23 protein-coding genes are annotated in these 20997 nt (G+C 60.8%); 8 read left to right on the top strand and 15 right to left on the bottom strand.

Annotated elements, in window-relative coordinates; translation table 11 throughout:
* The first annotated feature begins 67 nt into the window (after positions 1–67).
* A complete protein-coding gene (locus AC1DE4_RS06395; RefSeq protein ID WP_025658256.1) occupies positions 68–547 on the top strand; it encodes a class I SAM-dependent methyltransferase in 480 nt (159 codons plus the stop codon).
* Here AC1DE4_RS06395 and AC1DE4_RS06390 read toward each other — a convergent pair whose 3' ends face one another.
* Both AC1DE4_RS06390 and AC1DE4_RS06385 read right to left on the bottom strand, forming a co-directional pair.
* On the bottom strand, positions 548–1423 hold the full coding sequence (locus AC1DE4_RS06390) for an FkbM family methyltransferase (RefSeq protein WP_477880546.1): 876 nt from the start codon (positions 1421–1423) through the stop codon (positions 548–550).
* On the bottom strand, positions 1420–3141 hold the full coding sequence (locus tag AC1DE4_RS06385; protein WP_477880544.1) for an adenylate/guanylate cyclase domain-containing protein: 1722 nt from the start codon (positions 3139–3141) through the stop codon (positions 1420–1422). The genes AC1DE4_RS06390 and AC1DE4_RS06385 overlap by 4 nt, the downstream gene beginning before the upstream one ends.
* Positions 3142–3334: 193 nt before the next feature.
* Here AC1DE4_RS06385 and AC1DE4_RS06380 point away from each other — a divergent pair, with 193 nt between their 5' ends.
* Together AC1DE4_RS06380 and AC1DE4_RS06375 are read left to right on the top strand one after the other, a co-directional pair.
* Positions 3335–4423: a glycosyltransferase family 4 protein gene (locus tag AC1DE4_RS06380; RefSeq protein ID WP_477880542.1), complete on the top strand. Its 1089-nt coding sequence runs from the start codon at positions 3335–3337 to the stop codon at positions 4421–4423.
* Positions 4420–5169, top strand: a complete 750-nt coding sequence (locus AC1DE4_RS06375) for a polysaccharide deacetylase family protein (RefSeq protein ID WP_477880540.1) — start codon at positions 4420–4422, stop codon at positions 5167–5169. The genes AC1DE4_RS06380 and AC1DE4_RS06375 overlap by 4 nt, the downstream gene beginning before the upstream one ends.
* Here the strand turns inward: AC1DE4_RS06375 and AC1DE4_RS06370 are convergent.
* From AC1DE4_RS06370 to pcaD, 11 genes are all read right to left on the bottom strand, one after another.
* Entirely contained in the window at positions 5166–5996 is an 831-nt protein-coding gene (locus tag AC1DE4_RS06370) for an MBL fold metallo-hydrolase (RefSeq protein ID WP_477880538.1), read from the bottom strand. The genes AC1DE4_RS06375 and AC1DE4_RS06370 overlap by 4 nt on opposite strands.
* 361 nt (positions 5997–6357) lie before the next feature.
* Positions 6358–7074 carry an ABC transporter ATP-binding protein gene (locus AC1DE4_RS06365; RefSeq protein ID WP_477880536.1) on the bottom strand — a complete coding sequence of 239 codons (717 nt, stop codon included), beginning with the start codon at positions 7072–7074 and terminating at the stop codon, positions 6358–6360.
* A complete protein-coding gene (locus AC1DE4_RS06360; RefSeq protein ID WP_062368437.1) occupies positions 7055–7819 on the bottom strand; it encodes an ABC transporter ATP-binding protein in 765 nt (254 codons plus the stop codon). Before AC1DE4_RS06360 ends, AC1DE4_RS06365 begins: the two co-directional genes overlap by 20 nt.
* The gene (locus AC1DE4_RS06355) at positions 7816–8826 is read right to left on the bottom strand and encodes a branched-chain amino acid ABC transporter permease (RefSeq protein ID WP_477880534.1); all 1011 of its coding nucleotides are present in this window, start codon (positions 8824–8826) and stop codon (positions 7816–7818) included. The genes AC1DE4_RS06360 and AC1DE4_RS06355 overlap by 4 nt, the downstream gene beginning before the upstream one ends.
* Before the next feature lies 1 nt (position 8827).
* Positions 8828–9691: a branched-chain amino acid ABC transporter permease gene (locus AC1DE4_RS06350; protein WP_025658265.1), complete on the bottom strand. Its 864-nt coding sequence runs from the start codon at positions 9689–9691 to the stop codon at positions 8828–8830.
* Positions 9692–9789: 98 nt separating this feature from the next.
* Positions 9790–10962, bottom strand: a complete 1173-nt coding sequence (locus AC1DE4_RS06345) for an ABC transporter substrate-binding protein (protein WP_477880532.1) — start codon at positions 10960–10962, stop codon at positions 9790–9792.
* A 126-nt stretch (positions 10963–11088) separates the two neighbouring features.
* Complete coding sequence (locus AC1DE4_RS06340) at positions 11089–12138, bottom strand: 3-carboxy-cis,cis-muconate cycloisomerase (RefSeq protein ID WP_477880530.1); 1050 nt, start codon at positions 12136–12138, stop codon at positions 11089–11091.
* Between the two features lie 63 nt (positions 12139–12201).
* Positions 12202–12816, bottom strand: a complete 615-nt coding sequence (gene pcaG, locus AC1DE4_RS06335; RefSeq protein ID WP_477880528.1) for a protocatechuate 3,4-dioxygenase subunit alpha — start codon at positions 12814–12816, stop codon at positions 12202–12204.
* On the bottom strand, positions 12816–13565 hold the full coding sequence (pcaH, locus tag AC1DE4_RS06330; protein WP_477880526.1) for a protocatechuate 3,4-dioxygenase subunit beta: 750 nt from the start codon (positions 13563–13565) through the stop codon (positions 12816–12818). The genes pcaG and pcaH overlap by 1 nt, the downstream gene beginning before the upstream one ends.
* Positions 13566–13575: 10 nt before the next feature.
* Entirely contained in the window at positions 13576–13980 is a 405-nt protein-coding gene (gene pcaC / locus AC1DE4_RS06325; protein WP_018856638.1) for a 4-carboxymuconolactone decarboxylase, read from the bottom strand.
* Positions 13977–14786 carry a 3-oxoadipate enol-lactonase gene (gene pcaD, locus AC1DE4_RS06320; RefSeq protein WP_477880524.1) on the bottom strand — a complete coding sequence of 270 codons (810 nt, stop codon included), beginning with the start codon at positions 14784–14786 and terminating at the stop codon, positions 13977–13979. The genes pcaC and pcaD overlap by 4 nt, the downstream gene beginning before the upstream one ends.
* A 151-nt stretch (positions 14787–14937) precedes the next feature.
* Here pcaD and pcaQ point away from each other — a divergent pair, with 151 nt between their 5' ends.
* Both pcaQ and AC1DE4_RS06310 read left to right on the top strand, forming a co-directional pair.
* Positions 14938–15864 (top strand): pca operon transcription factor PcaQ, encoded by a 927-nt coding sequence (pcaQ, locus tag AC1DE4_RS06315; RefSeq protein WP_477880522.1) that lies wholly within the window; start codon positions 14938–14940, stop codon positions 15862–15864.
* A gap of 68 nt (positions 15865–15932) precedes the next feature.
* Positions 15933–16361 (top strand): lipocalin-like domain-containing protein, encoded by a 429-nt coding sequence (locus AC1DE4_RS06310; protein WP_025658270.1) that lies wholly within the window; start codon positions 15933–15935, stop codon positions 16359–16361.
* A 111-nt stretch (positions 16362–16472) separates the two neighbouring features.
* Here the strand turns inward: AC1DE4_RS06310 and pobA are convergent, their stop codons facing one another.
* Positions 16473–17645, bottom strand: a complete 1173-nt coding sequence (pobA, locus tag AC1DE4_RS06305; protein ID WP_477880519.1) for a 4-hydroxybenzoate 3-monooxygenase — start codon at positions 17643–17645, stop codon at positions 16473–16475.
* A 113-nt stretch (positions 17646–17758) separates the two neighbouring features.
* Here pobA and AC1DE4_RS06300 point away from each other — a divergent pair, with 113 nt between their 5' ends.
* Positions 17759–18646 (top strand): helix-turn-helix domain-containing protein, encoded by an 888-nt coding sequence (locus tag AC1DE4_RS06300; protein WP_025658272.1) that lies wholly within the window; start codon positions 17759–17761, stop codon positions 18644–18646.
* Here AC1DE4_RS06300 and AC1DE4_RS06295 read toward each other — a convergent pair.
* The gene (locus AC1DE4_RS06295) at positions 18643–19398 is read right to left on the bottom strand and encodes an IclR family transcriptional regulator domain-containing protein (protein ID WP_025658273.1); all 756 of its coding nucleotides are present in this window, start codon (positions 19396–19398) and stop codon (positions 18643–18645) included. The two genes, AC1DE4_RS06300 and AC1DE4_RS06295, sit on opposite strands and share 4 nt — an antisense overlap.
* A gap of 183 nt (positions 19399–19581) precedes the next feature.
* On the opposite strand from AC1DE4_RS06295, the gene AC1DE4_RS06290 reads away from it, so the two are divergent.
* On the top strand, positions 19582–20289 hold the full coding sequence (locus AC1DE4_RS06290; RefSeq protein WP_025658274.1) for a 3-oxoacid CoA-transferase subunit A: 708 nt from the start codon (positions 19582–19584) through the stop codon (positions 20287–20289).
* On the top strand, positions 20286–20990 hold the full coding sequence (locus AC1DE4_RS06285) for a CoA transferase subunit B (protein ID WP_025658275.1): 705 nt from the start codon (positions 20286–20288) through the stop codon (positions 20988–20990). Before AC1DE4_RS06290 ends, AC1DE4_RS06285 begins: the two co-directional genes overlap by 4 nt.
* Positions 20991–20997: the final 7 nt, after the last annotated feature.

Below are 20997 nucleotides of genomic sequence, written 5' to 3'. Positions count from 1 at the left end.
ATCGACTTCATACAGTTTCATGTGCTAGCACCGCTTTCGAAAAACGATTGAATGGACAAGAACATAGATGAGCCGCCTGGACAGCTTCATCCGCCGATTGACGGCTCAGCGCGACATATTGAATGCGATCGTCGAGCTCGTGAACGGCACCGAGGGGCCGGTTCTGGAATTCGGCCTTGGCAATGGCCGCACCTATGATCATCTGCGCGAGCATTTTCCGGATCGTCGCATCATTGCCTTCGACCGCGACGTTCGCTCCTATTCGTCTTCGACACCCCCGGCGGAGAATATGGTGACCGGCGATATCCGCGAATCCGGCCAGGCCTTCGTCGGGATCGGAGCGGCACTCGCCCATGCCGATATCGGCACCGGGCATGACGATATCGATGCTGTCACATTGACCTGGCTGCCGCAACTCATGGCAGGCGTGCTTGCCAAGAATGGCATCGCGGTCAGCGGTCTGCCGCTGGATCGCCCGGAACTGGAACCGCTCGAGCTACCGGCGGGGGTCAAGGAAGGCCGTTACTATCTCTATCGGCGGAAATAATCAGGGAAGAAACAAAACGTCGTACTGTTCGATGCTGCCCGGCAGGTTGACGACCTTCATCTCCTGTTCTTCCTCCTCGAAGAAGACCAGGCAATCCTCGTAGTAGCCGGCGAGCGTCCTGATGAAATCGCGGGTCTGTTCCGGTCCGTAAAAGAGCGGCGTGAATTCCATGTAGAGCGGCACGCGGCGCGACAGGAGCGGTGCCATCGAGGCGCAGGCGACAGGCTCATAGCCCTCGATATCCATCCAGACGAGGCCGATATCGAGGGGATCGATGGAGAGCTCATCGAGGATCTCAGTCACCGGTCTGACCGGGACGCTCGTTTTCTGGTCGCTGGCACTTTTCCGGTACGCGCTGCTCTTGCCGTGATTGTCGGCATTCATGAAGAAGTCGATCTCGCCAGCCGTCGCCCCGGCGGCACAGTTGACCAGCGTCACCATTTGATCGAGCCTGTTCTGGCGGATATTGGTCTGCAGCAGGGGGAAGTTGCGCGGATCGGGCTCGATGCTGACGATGTGATCATAGGCGCCGCTCAGTGCGAAATAGACGGTCTGCGTCCCGATGTTGCCGCCAATCTCCAGAAGATGGCGCCCGTGCATGAGCCCGCGCTCACGCAGCACCGCAATCAGGCGGTCCACATGCTCGCGCTCGAAGTGCCCCTTTCGAAAGACCTTGCGCCCAATGTAGTCGGACGGCGAGAAGGTCATCAGATGATCACCAGCATCGACCGTCATCGACACGACGCGCGGCCCGATGCTCTCGATCAGCAACCGCCTGCCGGTGCGAGTATTGAAGAACCTTTTTGCGACAGCGTTGCGCGCCTTTCGCAGCCGTTTCTGCCAGAATTTGGTGTTGAGCCAGCCGCGGCTCCTCATGCATCTTTTCCTTCGATCAGTTCAGCGGCCTTGTCGCTCGGAATCACATAGACTTTCAAGGGCAATGCGCGACCGCGCACGTTGATTTCACGGCTTTCCACACCCACCGTGTCGGCCCCGGAAAGGCTTGCGACCGCGTCGGAAATGACGATGGCTGCATCGAATTCCTTGGCTGCGGTCTCCAGCCTGCTTGCAACGTTGACGGTGTCGCCGATCGCGGTGAGGCTGCGCACCCGGCCATAGCCAAGCGTTCCGACGACAGCGGGGCCCGTGTGAATGCCGATGGCGATATGAAGCGGCATGGATAGTTCGTCCGAAAGCTCGACGCCGAGCCTTTCGATGTCGCGAACGATGGCCGCTGCCGCGGCAAGCGCCTGGCGACATGCCTCTTCAGGCGCGCTGCCGATGCCGAAGAGCGCCATGGCGCCATCACCGATGAACTTGTCGACACGGCCGCCTGCCTTTTCAACGGCGTTTCCAACCAGGGCGAAATAGCGGTTGAGCAAAAATACGATATCGAAGGGCAGGCGCATTTCCGTCAGTGACGTGAAGTGGCGAATGTCGCAGAAGAGAACCGTGATCTCACGCTCGCGTCCGGGGCTGGTTTCCTGTGCGTTTGGCGGCAATGTCGCCTCTGGCGCCGCGACGAGCAGTGGTGCGACGGTTACATCATGATTTGGCCGCAGCTGGCAGGCAAGCCGCACATCGGGTGCTGCCTTGATCCTCTTCAGCGTCGTTTGCTCAAGCTTGTCGGGCGGCGGCAGATCCTCGTATCGGCCAAGGATCTGGACGCGGCAGGTCGAGCATTGGCCCTTGCCGCCGCAGACGGAATAGTGCGGCAAACCACCGAGCCGGCTTGCCTCCAGAACCGTAAAGCCGCGCGGCACGCTGATCGCCTCGCCACCCGGATAGCGCACTGTGATCTGATTGACCCGCTCCCTCCACCGTCGCCATGTCCGCGCGCCGACGACGATCAAAAGCGCGCCCGAAAACGAGCCGTAGAGGCCGGCGCGGATCATGGTAAGCTGGCGTTGAGCCTCAGGGTTCGAGTAATAGCGCGTGTTGAGATTCTCGAGATAGCGGTCGGTGTTGACCATGCCCTCATAGGCCGGCTCCGCGATCGTCCTTCCCATTTCAATGAAGCCGAGTATGCCAAGCACCGGCAAGAGGATCGCGACCGCGAGAAGCATGGCGGCGATGGTGTCGTACCAAGGCCGGTAGCGAAGCCAGAAATGCAGGCCGATACAGCCATGGATCCAGACGGCAAGCAGTGCGATGATCTGGCGCCATCCGTTGCCAGGAGAGGTAATCCACAGCAACCGAACGATCGTCTCGTAGTCGTCCCGGTAGTGAAACAGCGTATGGGCGATCCGCGTGCCGATGACATGGTCGATCAATAGCAGCGGGATCGCGATCCCGAACACGATCTGGGTCATCTCGCCCGCCGGCATGACAAGGCTACGGCGCCTGTAGACCGCCCTCAGCACCAGCGTGATGTGAACGAGGACGGCGCCGTAGAAGACGACGGTTGCGACAGGGTTGCGCCAGATCGCCAGGAAAAGCGTCCGCCCATCGTCGGCAACCGGGACGGAGATCAGACCCAGCGCATGGTTGGACAGATGCAGCAGGACAAAAAGAAACATGACGAGGCCGGAACCAAGCCGAGCTCTTCTGATCGTCCGCTCTGAAAAAATACTGGTGGCAGCGACCGTCGCCATTCATTCCCGTTCTTGAATACCAAATGACAAATACAATAGAGAGGACGGAATTGAGGTGGAATAGCCACCGTCTCTGATTGTGATCGCCTTTCACATGCTATCAGCAAAATCTAAGGAAGCCGACAATAGCGGAATTTCTCGTGGCAAGCCCAGACATCGATTGTAAACAGTGCGTGTCCACGGAGGCGCTTTGATGCGGGTTGCATTCTATGCACCGTTGAAGTCCCCGAACCATCCCGTTCCGTCAGGTGACCGTCTGATGGCGCGGCTCATCATGCAGGCTCTGGAGCTGGCCGGACATTCCGTCGAGGTCGTCTCGGAGTTTCGCAGTTTTGCTGCGACCGCCGAGGATGCCGCCGGGCTATGGCCGGTGGCACAAGCGGAACTGCAAAGTCTCCGCAAGGACTGGTCAGGCGGGCTGCGCCCGGATCTCTGGTTCTGTTACCATCCCTACTACAAGTCACCCGATTTCTTCGGACCGACGCTCTGCCGGGAGTTTGCCATTCCCTACGTCACGGCCGAGGCATCCTATTCGGCAAAGCGGGACGCCACCGATTGGGCACCGCTGCAGAAACTGGTTGTGGACGGAGCCCGTAACGCGGCCGTCAACATCGCTCTTACGGAACGCGACAGGGCGGGGCTGGCAGAAGTCCTGCCGACCGGCTCGTTGGCCGTACTCAAGCCCTTCATCGACACTGCGTTTTTCGAGACCGCCTTGCATCAGGCAAAGCCACAACGTCTGATCGCCGTCGCGATGATGCGCAGCGGCGACAAGATCAAGAGCTACACGATGCTGGCCAAGGCTCTGAGGCTGCTTGGCGATCGTGCCTGGACACTGGCGATCGCCGGTGATGGGGCGATGCGGGCCGACGTGGAGCAATTGTTTGGCGCCTTCGAACCGGGCCGTATTGAATGGCTCGGAGAGCTGAATGGCGGACAAATCGCTGCTGAACTCAGCCGCTCCGGCATCTATGTGTGGCCGGGTTGCGGGGAAGCCTATGGGCTTGCCTATCTGGAGGCGCAGGCAGCCGGGTTACCGGTGGTCGCCCAGAGGACGGCGGGTGTCCCGGAGGTGGTCATCGACGGCACGACCGGCTATCTGACGGCCGACGGCGATCTGCCTGGCTTTGCCGCAGCAATCGCGGCTTTGCTCGACGATCCCGGCAGGCGCTCGACAATGGGTGCAAGCGCGCGCCAATTCGTTCTGGAAGAACGTTCGCTCAAGGTCGCGGCGAAGGCCCTCGACACCATTTTGCGGACTTACGTGAGACGAGAAGCATGAGCGACGATCAGATCTGGCTGCCCCTCCGACGGGAACTCGACCGCTGGGAGCAGGCAGGTCGAAGGGCACGGCTCTGGTTGCGCGACGACGACGCGATCGAGCCGACCGACGCACTCGAGAGCCTGCTCGCCCTCACAGGTCAAGCTTCCGTCCCGCTGACCATCGCCGTCATTCCAGCCTCGACTGGCGAGGCACTGCCAACGCGCCTCTTACAAGAAAACCATATCCTTGTCGCCGTTCACGGCTGGTCACATGCAAACCATGCCGGCCCGGAGGAAAAGAAACAGGAGCTTGGCCGCCATCGGCCGGCCGACCTCGTGCTCGGCGAATTGCGCGATGGCCTTGTCAGCCTTCAAGGCCTTTACGGCTTCAGGCTCGTTCCAATGCTCGTGCCGCCCTGGAACAGGATTGGCGCCGAGCTCATCCCGCTGCTTGGAGCTCAGGGTTTTGATGTGCTGTCGATATTCGGCAGGTCCACGGCTGATAGCCCGATCCGCCTGTTGAACACGCATGTCGACGTCGTCAACCAGCGCGGACAGCGTGGGAACCGCCCGCATGCCGATCTGGTCGCGGAATTGGTTGCAGAGTTGAAGGCACGCTTTTCCAGGGACGATGAGCCGGTTGGCATTCTCACCCACCATCTGGTGCACGGCCCGTCGGAGTGGAAATTCCTGACCCGCCTCTTCCAGGAGACCGGGAAACATCCGGGCGCCGCCTGGATGTCGGCGCGCGATCTGCTGGACTAGATTTCGAGGACCTGATTGTCCCTTGCGGCGAAAGCTCCTGGAAATGCGGCCTGGGCCTCCTGTTCCATCTGCTCGAGCTGCGTGTCGGTTCGCGATGGAGCATGGTGGAACAAGGCAAACTGCCTGGTACCCGCCATCTTGGCCAGTTCGATCCCATGCTGCCAGGTGGAATGGCCGAAGCCCTTGAAGCGCTGCATCTCGTCTTCGTTGTAGGTGCAATCATAGACGGCGAGATCGACATCCTTCATCATTTCAAGGGCAACCGGATCGTAAACGCCGGGAATATGCTCGATATCGTAGATCAGGGCGACGGAGCGCCCCTGCCATTCAATGCGGTAGCCGATCGCACCGCCCGGATGGTTCAGCATGAAAGTCTTGATCTTGACGCCGGGCCGCGGCTCCAGCGTCTTGCCGGCGTGAAAGTCGCGGAAACTCATCGTCGCCTGGCAGATGTCGGTTTTGACCGGGAACCACGGCGGGCTGATGAACTGCTCGATCATCTCGCGCGTGCTCATCTTGCCGTCGAGATGGCCCGACCAGATCGTCAGGTCGATCGTCGGATAGTAAATGGCCTTGAAGAAGGGCAGGCCGATGATGTGGTCGTAATGGCAGTGGCTGAAGAACAGGTCGACATCCCTGACATCCTCGTTGAGCATGGCAAGCCCGGCTTCGCGCACGCCTGATCCGGCGTCGAAGATCATCCGGTGTTCACCGCAGCGGATTTCGATACACGAGGTGTTGCCGCCATAGCGATCGAATTCGGGGCCCGAGACCGGGATGCTGCCGCGAACGCCCCAAAACTTTACCTGAAACAGATCTTTACTCATCGCGTCTTCAAAATGGGCCGACCTCTCTACGCCATGGTAATCATACTTTGACGAACAAGCGAAGCGTTGAGTTTTGTCGGCGACCCGTATCCTTCGTGCCGTTTCTACCAGCTGCGAGCAGAATGGTAGATATTTCTAAGCAATCGGTTTTCACGCCAGAACGCAACTGCTTATGGTTTGTTTTCCGTAAACGGACGATGACGCCTGGCCAGAAAGGAGACGGCATGGCCCACTTTTCTTGTCTATTAGATGGTTTCTCGACGGCCGGAATACAATTGAATGCTTCTCCGTCAATAGTATGAGAGCGCCGCGGGCGGTTTGGCCACGGGGCAGGACGACGATCGTGCCCCTGGTTCTCCGCCTAATGCAGACCGCCAACGCCAAGCAAGCGCTCGACAGCCGCGTGATCGTCCGACAGCGCCTTTGGCGTCCCGGCCCAGGCGAGGCGCCCGCGCTCCAGCACGATCACATGGTCGGCAAAATCAAGCGCGCTCTGGATGCGCTGTTCAACCAGCAGGATCGTCATGTCGCCGGTCCTCGCGAGCTCGGCGAACGCAGCCATGAGCTCCTCGCAGATGACGGGTGCCAGGCCCTCCAGCGGCTCGTCAAGCAGAAGCACCGACGGACGACCAAGGATCGTGCGTGCCGTCGACAGCATCTGCTGTTCGCCGCCCGAAAGCTGGTTGCCAAGATTGCGGCGTCGCTCCTTCAGGCGCGGGAACATGCCATAGGCTTCCTCAAGCGCACTCTTCGGCCGGCCCTTGAGGCCGACGAAGAGGTTCTCCTCCACCGTCAATGTCGGAAAGATGCAGCGCGCCTGCGGAACATAGCCCAGTCCCTTGCGCGCGCGTGACGCACTTGGCATGGCCGTCACGTCGGCACCACCGATCCGGATCGTGCCGTCGTAGCGTTTGGTCTGCCCGGCGAGCGTCGCAAGCAGGGTGGTCTTGCCCATTCCGTTGCGGCCTAGAACGGCAAGGCGCGCGCCTGATGGAACGGAGAATGAGATGCCTTCGAGAACACGTGTCGGCCCGTAGCCGGCGGACAGGTTTTCGACCTCAAGCGGCGTGGCTGGCATTGGCATAGCTCCCGAGATAGGCCTCGCGAACGCGGGCATCCTTGGTCACGTCGGCGGGCGATCCATCGAAGATGATCGTGCCAGCCGCGAGAACGACAACGCGCTTGGCGAAACGGAAAACAAGATCCATGTCGTGCTCGATCATCAAGACAGCGAGATCGGCGGGCAGGTCGGCGAGCGCCTGCTCGATGCGACCGGTGTCACTCTGGGGAACGCCGGCGGCCGGCTCGTCAAGCAGGAGCACCTTTGGCCGCAGGGCCATCGCAACGGCGATTTCCAGGAGCCGCTGCTGGCCGTACGCAATCTCATTCACCTTGCGATGCATGAGGTGGGCGATCCCCAGCGTACTGAGCAGCTCGCTGACTTCATCCATCACATCGGGCATGGCAAGAAAATTCCCGAACATGCGCCCCGTGCGTCCTTGACGCTGGAGGATGGCAAGGGCGACATGCTCGGCCGACGTCATCTCGAGGAAGAGCCGGGTAACCTGGAAGGACCGCACCAGGCCGCGCTTGACACGGCCATTGGCACCAACTTTGGTGACAGTCTCGCCCGCAAGCCGGACATCGCCGGAATCGGGCTGCAAGTTGCCGGTCACAAGATTGACGAAGGTCGTTTTGCCAGCACCATTCGGTCCGATTAGCGCCACGCGATCGCCCGGCGCCATCGACAGCGAGACATCGTTTGTCACGGCAAGGCCGCCGAAGGATTTCTTCAGGTTGGCAACTTCGAAGACGGCGTTCATTGTCCCGCCTCCTTCCTGCGGTTAAAGAAGGCTGCGGCGGAGCCGTAGAGCCCCTTCGGTGCGAACAGGACGACGGCGATCAAAAGCGCGCCAACCATCGTCAGCCAGTGGAATGGGTTTGCCGCTGAGACATAGTCCTCGAAGAGCATGAAGATCACCGTGCCGGAAAGCCCGCCGAACAGTGAGCCCGTGCCACCAACAACGAGCATGACCAGCGACTCCGCCGACAGGGTGAAGGAGAGACTGTCGAGGCCAACGACCTGTGTGGTGATGGCGTTAAGTGCCCCACCGACGCCGGCGACAGCACCCGAGATCACATACATCTTCATCAGGGCAGCCTTTGGCGAGGCCCCCATGGCCTTAATGCGCAACGGATCCTCTTTTATGCCACGGCACAACATGCCGAAGGGCGAGCGCACGATGAGACGCAGAAGCACAAAGACGATGAGCAGCACGACAATCGCAAAGACGTAGGCGGTGTGGCCATAAAGATCGAATTCGAAATATCCGAGGATAGGGTCGGCAGAGATCCCCGACAGCCCGTCACTCCCACCGGTCCAGCTGGACGCCTTGTTGGCGAACTCGTGGAAGAGATGGATGAGCGCGATCGACAGGACGAGCTGCGGCAGGCCATGGCCACGCAGGATAATGATACCGCTGATCAGTCCCGCGACAGCGCCGCCAGCGATGCCCGCAAGGGTCATCAGCAGCGGATCATTGATGCCATAATGCGCCGAGAGAATACCCGCGGCATAGGCGCCCGAACCGAAGAGGGCCGCGTGTCCAAGCGTCGCGACGCCGCAATAGCCCGTGACAAGATCAAGCGAGAGAACAAGCAGGGCGACGGCGACGATGCGGGTAAGCAGCGCAAGATTATCCGGAAACAGGAAGTAGCCGATGACGGCAACGACCAGGATCGCCGCAGCGCCTGCCGCATCACGGCCGAGCGATCGATGGAGGCGGGCGGAGGCGGAAACGCCTGCTTCGGTGTTCATGACGGCAGCCATTCTATTTCGTCCTTCCCGCAAGACCGCGCGGGAAGATGCAGATGATCGCAATGACCGCGAGGTAGAAGAAGAATTCGCCGAATTCCGGCATCAGGTAGCGTCCTGTCGTATCGATGCCGCCGAGCACGAGGCAGGCGATCAATGCGCCTGGGATGGATCCGGCTCCGCCGACCGAAACGACCACGAGGAAGGTCACCATATAGCGCAGCGCGTAGTAGGGTTCGACCGGCAGCAGTTCGGCGCCGACAACCCCGCCGAACGCGGCAAGGCCAACGGCAACGGCAAAGCTTAGCGCATAGATGATCTCGGTGCGCACCCCGAGTGCTGCCGCCATCGACGCATTGTCGACGGAGGCGCGCAGCTTCACGCCAAAGCTGGTCCTTTCGATCGCATACCAAAGTCCGCCCGCGACTGCGAGACCGCACAGGATAGCAAACAGGCGGTGGACAGGGATGGTTCGGAAGCCAAGGTCCGCCGAGCCCTGAAGTCCCGATGGCAGCGGGATCGTCTTCAGGGTTGGACCAAACACGTAGTTGGCAATGCCGATGATGCAGAAGGTAATGCCGATCGTCATCAGCACCTGCGTCAGCTCTGGCGCCCCATAAATCCGCCTGTAGAGAAAGCGTTCGACAGGAATTGCGATGATGACGGTCCCAACGACAGCGGCAATCACCGCAACACCGTAGCCAAGCCCGAGATCGCGCGCGGCATAGGACGCGATGTAACCGCCGATCATGGCGAAGGCGCCGTGGGCGAGATTGACGACGCGCATCAGTCCCATGGTTACCGACAAACCGATCGAGATGACGAATAGCACCATGCCATAGGCAAGCGCATCGACGGCTATGCTGAAGACTGTTTGCATGAGGCTATCCCGATGCTGTTGGAGCGGGCCGGCATTGCGGTGCTTCGAGCGCGCTCGGCGCCGCAAGCATCCCGGTCCGCTACAGATGTCAGAGGTCGTTACTTCGCAGCCGCAAGGCCAGGGTCGCCCTGCTTTTCGAACGTCTGGACTTCCTTGTTGTAATAGGTGCCATCATCGGCCTTGGTGACTTCGCGCAGGTAGATGTTCTGCGTGATATGGCGGCTTTCCGGATCGATCGAGACCGGACCGCGCGGGCTGACCCATGTCAGGCCCTTGACTGCCTCGACTGCCTTGGCTGCATCCTGCTTGCCGCCGGTCGCCTCGATCATCTTGTAGATGACGTTCATGCCGTCATAGGCACCGACGGCGGGGAAGGACAGTTCTGCCTTGCTGCCGATTGCCTTGGCTGCAGCCTCGACAAACGCCTTGTTCTCCGGCGAATCATGCGAGACGGCATAATGGAAGGTTGTCTGGATGCCGAGAGCAGCATCGCCAAGTGCCGGAAGATCGGATTCCTGCGTCAGGTCACCTGGCGCAAAGAACTTGATACCGGCAGCCTTGAGGCCGTTTTCATTGTAGGCCTTGACGAAGCCGAGCGTCGTCGGACCGGATGGCAGGAAGGCGAAAACGCCCTGCGCGCCGGAATCCTTGATGCGCTGCATGATCGGGCTGAAGTCGTTGGTCGAGAGCGGCATGCGTATCGCCTCGACGACCTGACCGCCTTCCTTCTCGAAGGCCGCCTTGAAGGCATTCTCGGCGTCAACGCCCGGACCGTAGTCGCTGACAACGGAGATGACCTTGCTGACGCCGGCGTCATGGGCAACCTTGGCGATCGGCGTCGAGGTCTGCCACGTGGTAAACGAGGTGCGCACCACCAGCGGGCTCTTGGTGACGATTGCCGATGTGGCCGCGTTCATGATGACGAGCGGCGTATTGGCCTGCTTCAGGATCGGCGTCACGGCCATCGCGTCAGGCGTGAAATAGAATCCCGCGAGGTACTGGACCTTTTCCTTGACGACCAGCTCCTGCGCCAGCGCCTTCGACTGCGCCGGATCGGCCGCGGGCAGATCGCGATAGATCACTTCGACGGTGTTGTCGCCGACCTTGTTGCCGTTGATCGCCATGTAGGCATCGATACCGGCTTTGAAGTTCTTGCCCTGCAGGGCGAACGGACCAGAGAACGGCCCGACGACGCCGACCTTGACGGTATCGGCATAGGCCGMTGTGCTCATGACGACTGCCGCAACGGCGGCCAGGACAAACCGTTTCATAAATCCTCCCATTGACGATGGCGCACTCCTACGCCGCTTTAGTTCACAGCTAAAGCCTTGGCGATAGTGTCTCATTCAAAACGGTAATGTAAAATGAAATAAACGGCACAAATCATACCCCGAGGGTTATGATTTGTGGCCAATTCGCATGATATTGCCGGCCAGTTCAAGCGCCAGGCGAAGCGAAGTGGCACTCGCCATAACCATTTGCGGCAGAATGAGCCATTCCAGCGTCCACGCCGCGCCCGATCGCTCCTGTTCGTGCACCAGTGACTGATGCATGCCGGAGAGTTGGGTCGCATTGAAGCGCGCCAGAGCAACGAGCGTTTCGGCTGCGACCGGGTTTTGCTTGTGCGCCATTGCGGACGAACCGCCACCCCCGGACAGCTCGATCTCATCGCCCGCCTGCGCCAGAAGCGCGACATCCTGCCCGAATTTGCCAAGGCTGCCACTGATGAGCGACAGCAGATTGGCGAAATCCGCGATGAACCCGCGTTGGCTTTGCCATTGCGGCGTGTCTGAGAGGCCGAGCTCCTGGGCCAGGGCTGAGCGCACGGCTGGGGCAAGATCCTGAAGCTTGTCGAGAGTACCGGCTGCCCCGCCGAACTGCAGGGGAAAGTTCTGTTCGGTCAGCCGGTCCCGATAACCGGCAAGCGGTGCGCGCCAGGCGCGAAGGCGATCAGAGACTGTGATCGCGATCGCAGCCTGCATGCGGGTCCGCCCCATCAAGGCGCTTTTCCCGAACTGCGCGTCGAGACTGTCGAACACCTTGGCAAGCTTCGTGAACCGGTTTGAAAACAGGAACGCGATTGCCTTCAGGCGAACCATCAGGCTGGTATCGATGACATCCTGGCTCGTGGCGCCGAGGTGAACGCAATCAAAATACGGCTCCCCGACTGCCTCGCGCAGCTGTTTGACAAGATCGGCAACCACAACCCCGTCGCGGGCCGTGGCCGTTCTCAGATTGAGGACATTCGGTTCAAACGTTGCGCAGACCGTGCCGATATGGCGTGCCGCTTCATGCGAAATCAGACCGTGAACGGCCTCGGCCCTGGCGAGTGCTGCTTCGAACCCGAGCATGGCGCGAATATCCGCCGCCGCGGAGAAATACGAAGCCGTTTCCTCGTCGCCGAGCAGGCCAGACAGAAACGGGTGATCAAAGGCTGAGATGGTCATCGGTGTCTTTCTTGCTGCGACCGACAACTGCGCCTGCAATGGCCTTAACGCAAGTCCCTGCGGTCAGATATCGAGGAACACGGTCTCCCGGTCGCCCTGCAGCCGGATGTCGAAAGTATAGGTCGATCCGTCACGCTGGGCGATCAGCGTGTCGACGCGCTCCCGGTGCTCGATGCGCACAAGTAGCGGGTCGGCCTTGTTGGCCTCGGCCTCCTCTGGAAAATACATGCGCGTATGCAGGCCGATGTTGATGCCGCGTGCGACGATCCAGAAGGTGATGTGTGGCGCCATCTTGCGGCCGTCCTTGAAGGGAACGCGGCCCGGCTTGACGGTGTCGAAGGTGAAAACGCCGTCTTCGGCGCGTGTAGGGCAACGGCCCCAGCCGGTAAAGTTCGGATCTGCCGTGCCACGCATCTCGGACGGGCTATTGTAGAGGCCGGCGCCGTCGGCCTGCCAGATTTCGATGACTGCATCGCGCACCAGGGCACCGGCACCGTCAAAAACGCGGCCTGTTACCGTGATGCGCTCGCCAAGCGTCTTGTCGTTGACCATCACCGTTCCGAGGTCATTTTCATAGACGCCCTTGATGTCACAGAAGTTCGGGGTCAGGCCGATATGGACATAGGGGCCTGCCGTCTGCGAGGGCGTTTCCTTGAGATAGCCGAGTTCCTGAACCATCAGTTCCCCTCCATGCGGTTTTCGAACATCGTCGAGCGGCGGCCGCGCAAAACGATGTCGAACTTGTAGGCGCGCGCATCCATCGGAATCGTGTTGCCCCAGTCGAGCGGCGCAATCAATTGCTCGATGGCGCGTTTGTCGGGGATCGTGCCGACGATCGGACACTTCCAGATCATCGGATCACCCTCGAAATACATCTGCGTGATCAGACGCTGGGAAAAGCCATGGCCGAAGATCGAGAAGTGGATATGGGCCGGGCGCCAGTCGTTGACGCCGTTGGGCCAGGGATAGGCTCCCGGGCGAACCGTGCGAAACGCATACTGACCATGCTCATCGGTGATGCAGCGCCCGCATCCGCCGAAGTTCGGATCGATGGCGGCGAGATAGGTTTCCTTCTTGTGCCGATAGCGCCCGCCGGCATTGGCCTGCCAGAACTCGACAAGGGCACCGGGTACCGGGCGTGCACGTTCGTCGAGCACACGGCCGTGGACGATAATGCGCTCGCCGATGGCACTTTCGCCCGGCCTGGCGAAGTTATGGATCAGATCGTTGTCGAGCTCACCGATGACGGAGTGGCCGAAGACCGGCCCTGTGATTTCCGAAATCGTTCCGTCGAGCGACAACAGCGCCCGCTGCGGCGAACGCAGGACCGAGGTCTTGTAGCCTGGGGTGAAGGCAGGCGCATGCCATTCGCGGTCTCGCGCGAAGAAGGCGCCGGTTTCTGGCTTGCGGTTGGGAAGATCGGACATCCTATGCCTTTCAGGCCGCCTTGCCGGCGTCCATCTGTTCGAAAACATGCTTGGCGATCTTGATGGCGTGATTGGCGGCGGGAACGCCGGCATAGATCGCCACGTGCAGCAACGCTTCGCAAATATCATCGCGCGAGGCGCCGGTATTGGCGGTGGCGCGGACATGCATCGCCACCTCGTCGTCCTGGCCAAGTGCTGCCAGAAGCGCGATCGTCACGATCGACCGCTCGCGGCGCGTCAGTGTCGGGCGCGACCAGACATGTCCCCAGGCCGCTTCCGTGATCAGGTCCTGGAACGGCTTGTCAAAGGGGGTCGAGCTTGATTCGGCGCGATCGACATGGGCATCGCCCAGCACGGCACGGCGCGTCGCCATACCCTGCTCGAAGCGCTTCGACGGCTGGTGGAGTTCACTCATGGGCTCTTTTCTCCATGCAATGCGAAATCGATGAATGCGCGAATGATTGCCGTCAGCGCTTCCGGCTGCTCGACGCAAGGGATATGGCCCGCATCGCGTATGATCTCGAAGCGGGCGTTGGGAATGAGCCTGGCCGTCGACTTGACCAGATCGGGCGGCGTCGAGCCGTCCTGATCACCGACAATGCAGATCGTCGGAACGCTGATCCTGGTGGCGGCGTCCGTGTAGTCGGCATCGCGGATTGCCTCGCAGGTGGCAAGGTAGCCTTCCACCGGCTGGCGCACGAGCATGTTGCTGTAACCGTGATAGGCCGTGTTCTCCGGTCGCCGGAAAGCCGGCGTGAACCAGAGCTTCATGACGCCGTCGACAATGCTCGCAATACCCTTGCTGGCGACGGTTGCAATCCGTGCATTCCAGCTTTCGGTGGTGCCGATCTTGTGCGCCGTATCGCACAGGATCAGTCCCTGCACCATGTCGGGCCGCGCCTTGTAGAGCGCCTGAGCAATCAGCCCGCCCACGGAAAGACCGCAGATGAAGGCCTGCTTGACCGCGAGAAGATCGAGCAGCCCGGCAAGATCGGAAGCATGATCGTCGATCGAATAGGGAACCTGGCCGACATCGGAAAGCCCGTGGCCCCGCTTGTCGTAGACAATGATCGCGTAATCCCCGGCCAGTCGCACGATCACGTCGCGCCAGATGCGAAAATCGGTGCCAAGCGAATTTGCAAAGACGATGACCGGCTTGTCAGCGGAGCCGCTGATCAGCTGGTAGTGGATCGCGATGTCATTGATATGGGCAAACTGCACGGCAAATCTCCTCTCCGTGCCGGTCCCCATGCAAGTCGCACTCGACTTGACGAGAGGGTCCGACACAGACCCTGGATCAAATTGGATGTTTAGTCTGGTTAGGTAAAATGATATTTCGTGGCATTTCGATAACTCCGGAGTTATGAAACCCATGATCGACAGTCGGGTGAAGTTTCGTCATCTACAGACATTTGTCGAGGTCGCGCGCCAGAAAAGCGTGATGAAGGCAGCCGAACTGCTCAATGTCAGCCAGCCCGCGGTGACCAAGACGATCCGCGAACTGGAGGAGGTGCTTGGCGTTGCGGTCTTCGAGCGCGACGGGCGCGGCATCAAGATTACCCGCTATGGCGACGTCTTTCTCCGCCATGCGGGAGCAGCGCTCACGGCCTTGCGCCAGGGCCTTGATTCGGTATCCCAGGAGCGTTTCGGCGAGGCGCCGCCGATCCGCATCGGCGCCTTGCCGACGGTTTCGACGCGGATCATGCCGCGTGCCATGGAGCTTTTCCTCAAGGAAAACACCTGGAGCCGCATCAAGATCGTGACGGGAGAGAATGCGGTGCTCTTGGAGCAGCTGCGCGTCGGCGACCTCGATCTCGTCGTCGGGCGGCTTGCCGGCGCGGAGAAGATGGCCGGCTTTTCCTTCGAGCATCTTTACTCCGAACAGGTCGTCTTTGCCGTTCGTGCCGGCCATCCGCTGCTGAAATCGCGCCAGTCGCTGTTTGCGAAGCTCGGTGAATATACCGTGCTGATGCCGACGCGCGCCTCGATCATTCGCCCCTTCGTGGAAAGCTTCCTGATTGCCAATGGCGTCGCCAGTCTGCCGAACCAGATCGAAACGGTGTCTGACTCCTTCGGCCGCGCCTTCGTGCGGTCGAGCAACGCCATCTGGATCATTTCCACAGGTGTGGTCGCAACCGATATCGCCGACGGCCTTCTGGAAGTCTTGCCGATTAACACCAGCGAAACAAAAGGACCGGTTGGCCTGACAATGCGCACGGACGCCATCCCCTCGCTGCCGCTTTCGATCCTCATGCAGACATTGCGGGAGGCGGCGATGGAGGTTGCCACCAAGACCTAGCGACCCTGTTGTAGATACGGCCTGCGTGGTATCGTCCAGCTCGTGCAACTGCGCGTGGGAGCCACATTATGGGAAGTGCAGCCGCATTACATGGAACATGGAGAATGGTATCCTGGACGCGCCGTGCTGTCGCGACCGGGGTGGTTACGAATGCGATGGGGCCCGACCCCGTCGGATATCTTTCCTATCATCCGGATGGCCGGGTAATGGCTGTGGTCGTCAGCCGCGAGCGACCGGCACTCAAGGGCGAAGTGCCGACGGACGCCGAAAAGGTCGCGCTGTTCGATTCAATGCTCGCCTATGCAGGAACCTATACCTTCGAGAATGGACGTGTGGTGCACCATGTCGATGCGAGCTGGAATCCGGCCTGGGGCGTCAGCGACCTGATCCGGCCATTCTCCATCGACGGCAACAGGCTTGTCATCAGCGGCGCGCCTGGTGTCGATCCAAAGAACGGCGAGGAAGTCGTCTACGAACTCGAATTCCGCAAGGTCTGACGCCAGCAAGCCTGCCAGCCGACAGGGGTCTCGATCGATGGGCGAGCAGCGGTGGGACGCATGAACCACCGCCGCTCTCCGTGCACCCTTCCGTGGATGGCGGAAGGGAAACTAGTAGGGAAGGCCGACGTAGTTTTCCGCAAGCGCGGTCGAAGCTGCGCGTGAATGCGTCAGATAGTCGAGTTCGGCTTCCTGAATCTTTTGGTCGAAATCACCGGTATCGGGGAACCGGTGCATCATCGTTGTCATCCACCAGGAGAAACGGACCGCCTTCCAAACGCGGGCGAGTGCCTTTTGGGAATAGGTGTCGATGCCTGCGTTCGAACGATCCTGGTAGTGTTCGATCAGGCCCGAGAACAGATAATGCACGTCGCTCGCGGCGAGATTGAGGCCTTTCGCACCGGTCGGCGGAACAATATGGGCGGCGTCGCCGACAAGGAACATGCGGCCAAAGCGCATCGGCTCGGCAACGAAGGAGCGAAGCGGTGCGATCGACTTCTCGAAGGAAGGCGCGGTCACAAGCGCATCGGCATGATGGGCAGGCAGGCGGCGGCGAAGTTCGTCAAAGAAGCGGTCATCGCTCCAATCCTCGACCTTTTCATCGAGTGGACACTGGATGTAGTAGCGGCTGCGATGCTCCGAGCGCATGGAACAGAGCGCAAATCCCCGCGGGTGGTTGGCATAGATCAGCTCATGGTTGACGGGAGCGACCTCGGCCAGAATTCCAAGCCAGCCGAAGGGGTAGATCTTCTCGAATGTGCGCAGCGACTTTTCGGGAACCGCCTTGCGGCTGGCGCCATGGAAACCGTCGCAGCCGGCGATGAAATCACAGTCGATGCGGCGCGTGGCACCATCTTTTTCGTAGGCGACGTAAGGGGCTGATCCATCGAAATCGTGCGGCTTGACATTCGCTGCCTCGTAGATCGTCAGCGCGCCGCTGGCCTCGCGTCGCTCCATCAGGTCGCGGGTGACTTCCGTTTGCCCGTAGATCATGACGCGCTTGCCGCCGGTCAGACCGAACAGGTCGATGCGATGGTCACGCCCGTCGAAGGCAAGGGAAAAGCCGTCATGYGAAAGACCTTCGGCATGCATGCGCGCGCCAGCCTTTGCCTCATCGATAAGTCCAACGGTTCCTTCCTCCAGCACGCCGGCACGTACGCGGCCAAGGATATAATCCTTGCCAACGCGGTCCAGGATGACGTTGTCGATGCCGGCTTCCGTCAGCAACTGGCCAAGCAAAAGCCCTGAAGGGCCGGAGCCAATGATGGCTACCTTGGTGCGCATGGTGTCCTCCCGCACTTGTCTTTTGTCAAATCTTGACCGGGCAGGGCGCCATCAACAATGGACAAATCCATCATGAAATTGCACAAAGCGAACATCGGGTGATGGAGGCAGGAATGGTAAGGATTGTGCCGACCTACGAGCTCTACGGCGAGAATACCGGCAAAAAGCCGGAGTTTTGGCTGCACTGCGAAACAATTCCAACCCGCAGCAGCCTGCATCATTTCGAGATCCGGCCGCATCGCCACGATAGTTTCTTTCAGATATTGTACATCGATAGCGGCTCCGGCGAGGCAATGTTCTCAGGCGCCTGGCACCCGATCGAAGGTCAGTCGGTCATTACCGTTCCCCCCGGCCTCGATCACGGTTTTCGTTTCTCCAGGGACATCGACGGCTTCGTCATCACGGTGTTGAGCTCGCATCTGAAGGCCATCCCCGGCGACCGCAGCCGCCTCGGCGAGTGGATGGCATCGCCGCATCTGACGAGGCTTGACATGAACGATGAGGAGGCGCGCTACGTGGCTGCCTGCCTGCAGCGGCTCGGACGCGAATTCGCGCAGCGCAAAAGCGGGCGCAACGACCTGCTCGAGTCCTACCTGACGTCGGCATTGTTGCTGACCGCGCGTCTCTCCTCTGAAAGACAGGACGACGAGGCGGCCGCCGACGAGAATGAACGTCGCATGGAGCTGCTGCACGGCCTGATCCAGCGGCATTTCAAATCGCACCAGCCGGCAGCTTTCTATGCCAGGGCGCTCGGCATCTCGCCGACCCACCTGAACCGGATCGTGCGCGCCACGAGCGGTTACGGTGCGCATGAGTTGATTGCCCGAAAGCTCCTCGATGAGGCAAAACGCGAGTTGGTCTTCACCTTTGGCAGCGTCCAGGAGATCGCCTACAGGCTCGGGTTTTCAGACCCCGCCTATTTCTCGCGCTTCTTCCTCAAACAGGCTGGCCAGACGCCTCGATCATGGCGCATGGCGGAGCGTGCGAAGCTTAGTGTCTAGCGCAGCACGAGGCGGAGCGCCTTCTGTGTCTCTCGGAGGAGCGGCAGGTAGCGAGCCGGCATTTCCGCGGCTGGTGCATGTGCGGCCGGTGCGCCGATATTGATTGCCGCCACCGTCTGCCCGCGATCGTTCTCGACCGGAACTGCAATGGAGCAGAGGCCGATTTCCAGTTCCTGGTCGATCACGGCGTAACCCTGATCGCGCACACGCCGAAACTCCGCCATCAGGTCCTCGACGTCGGTCTTGGTGTTTGGCGTATTTTGCTTGAGGTTGGTGCGGGCAAGGACTGCCCTTGCCTCGGCCTCCGGCAGCGCTGACAGCAGGACGCGACCCATCGAGGCACAGAAGGCGGGAAGGCGGCTGCCCGGCGTCAGGTTGATCGACATGACACGCCGCTGCGAAGCGCGGGCGATATAGACGATCTCCGTGCCATCGAGCACGGAGGCGGATGCGCTCTGCCCGGCTTTTTCCGACAATTGATCGAGATGCGGCTGGATGAGGACGGGCAGGGGCGTTGCCGAGAGATAGGAGTGCCCGAGCCGCAGGATCTTGGGCGTCAGGGCGAAAAACTTGCCGTCATATTCGGCATAGCCGAGTTCGGCCAGCGTCAGGAGCGACCTGCGCACCGTGGCACGGTCGAGGCCGGTCAGCTTCGCGGCGTCGGCGATCGAAAGCCGCTGGCGGGTCTCCTCGAACGCCTCGATGACCTTCAGTCCTCTGGCAAAGCCGCTGACAAAATCAGTTTCGCGCATGGTTCCTCCTTTGCTCGCGGGCTTACTGCTGGATCCCGGTCAGAATACTGTGGCCGCATTGTTTTGTGCGATATACGAACAAATGTCAAATACCGCACAAAATGCCTTGCCCGCCCTGCCTGCGCGTTTTATCCATCGGTGAAGGGCGCAGAGGAGCATCTCGCCGGCAAGGAGTGATCCAGCATGGACAAGACTATCGGGAGCACGGCTGAGGCCGTTTCCGAAATCGGAGACGGAGCGACCGTGATGATTGGCGGCTTCGGCGGGTCGGGCGCACCGATCGAGCTGATCCACGCCCTGATTGACAAGCGGCCGAGGAACCTCACGGTGATCAATAACAATGCCGGCAACGGCCGCATCGGGATTGCCGCGATGATCGACGCCGGCATGGTGAGGAAGATGATCTGCTCCTTTCCGCGCTCGTCCGACCCGCGCGCCTTCACGGACAGGTATCTTGCGGGAGAGATCGAGCTGGAGCTGGTGCCGCAGGGAACGCTTGCCGAGCGCATCCGCGCTGGCGGCGCCGGCATCCCGGCCTTCTACACGCCGACGGGTTACGGCACCGAACTTGCCGAGGGCAAAGTCATCGCTGAATTCGACGGCCGGCATTATGTGCAGGAACGCTGGCTGAAGGCGGATTTCGCCATCGTCAAGGCCCATCTTGGCGACACCCACGGAAACCTCACCTACAACAAGGCGGCGCGCAACTTCAATCCGCTGATGTGCATGGCGGCGGGCAAGACCATCGCCCAGGTTTCCAGCATCGTTCCCGCCGGCGGCATCGACCCCGAGCATGTCGTCACCCCCGGCATCTTCGTCGACCGCGTCGTCGAGGTCGCCAATCCCGCCCAGGAAGAAGAGCTCGTTCGAGCCGGAGTGGTCTATCAATGACCGTCGATATCAGCATCATCAACACCCGCGAAGACATCAAGCTTTCCAATGCCAGCATCGCATGGCGCGCAGCCCAGGACATTGCCGACGGTGCCTATGTGAACCTCGGCATCGGCTTTCCGGAAATGGTGGCACGCTATCAGCCGCCAGGCCGCCAGGCGATTTTCCATACGGAAAACGGCATCCTCGATTTCGGCGAGGCACCGCCCGCCGGAGAGGAGGACTGGGATCTCATCAATGCCGGCAAGCGGCCGGTGACGTTGAAGCCCGGCTCGGCCTTCTTCCACCATGCCGACAGCTTCGCCATGGTTCGCGGCGGTCATCTCGACGTCGCGATCCTCGGCGCCTACCAGGTGGCGCAGAATGGCGATCTCGCCAACTGGAGGGTCGGCGCCAAGGGCGTGCCGGCGGTCGGTGGCGCCATGGATCTCGTGCACGGCGCCAAGCAGGTCTGCGTCATTACCGAGCACGTCACCAAGAACGGCGAGCCGAAGCTTGTCGACAAATGTACCTTCCCGCTGACCGGCGTCGGTTGCATCACCCGCGTCTATACGAGCCATGCCGTGATCGACATTGTGGAAGGCCGTTTCGTGTTGCGCGAGAAGCTTGCCGCCATGACGGTCGAGGAATTGCAGGCGATGACCGGCGCGCCCCTCTACATCGACGGTCCGGTTGCCGATCTCGTCGTCCCGGAACTCTAAGGGAGAA

Source organism: Rhizobium sp. 10N414, from assembly GCF_056394785.1.
Note: the sequence above shows the minus strand (reverse complement) of the source record. Positions and strands in the feature narration are given on the sequence as shown.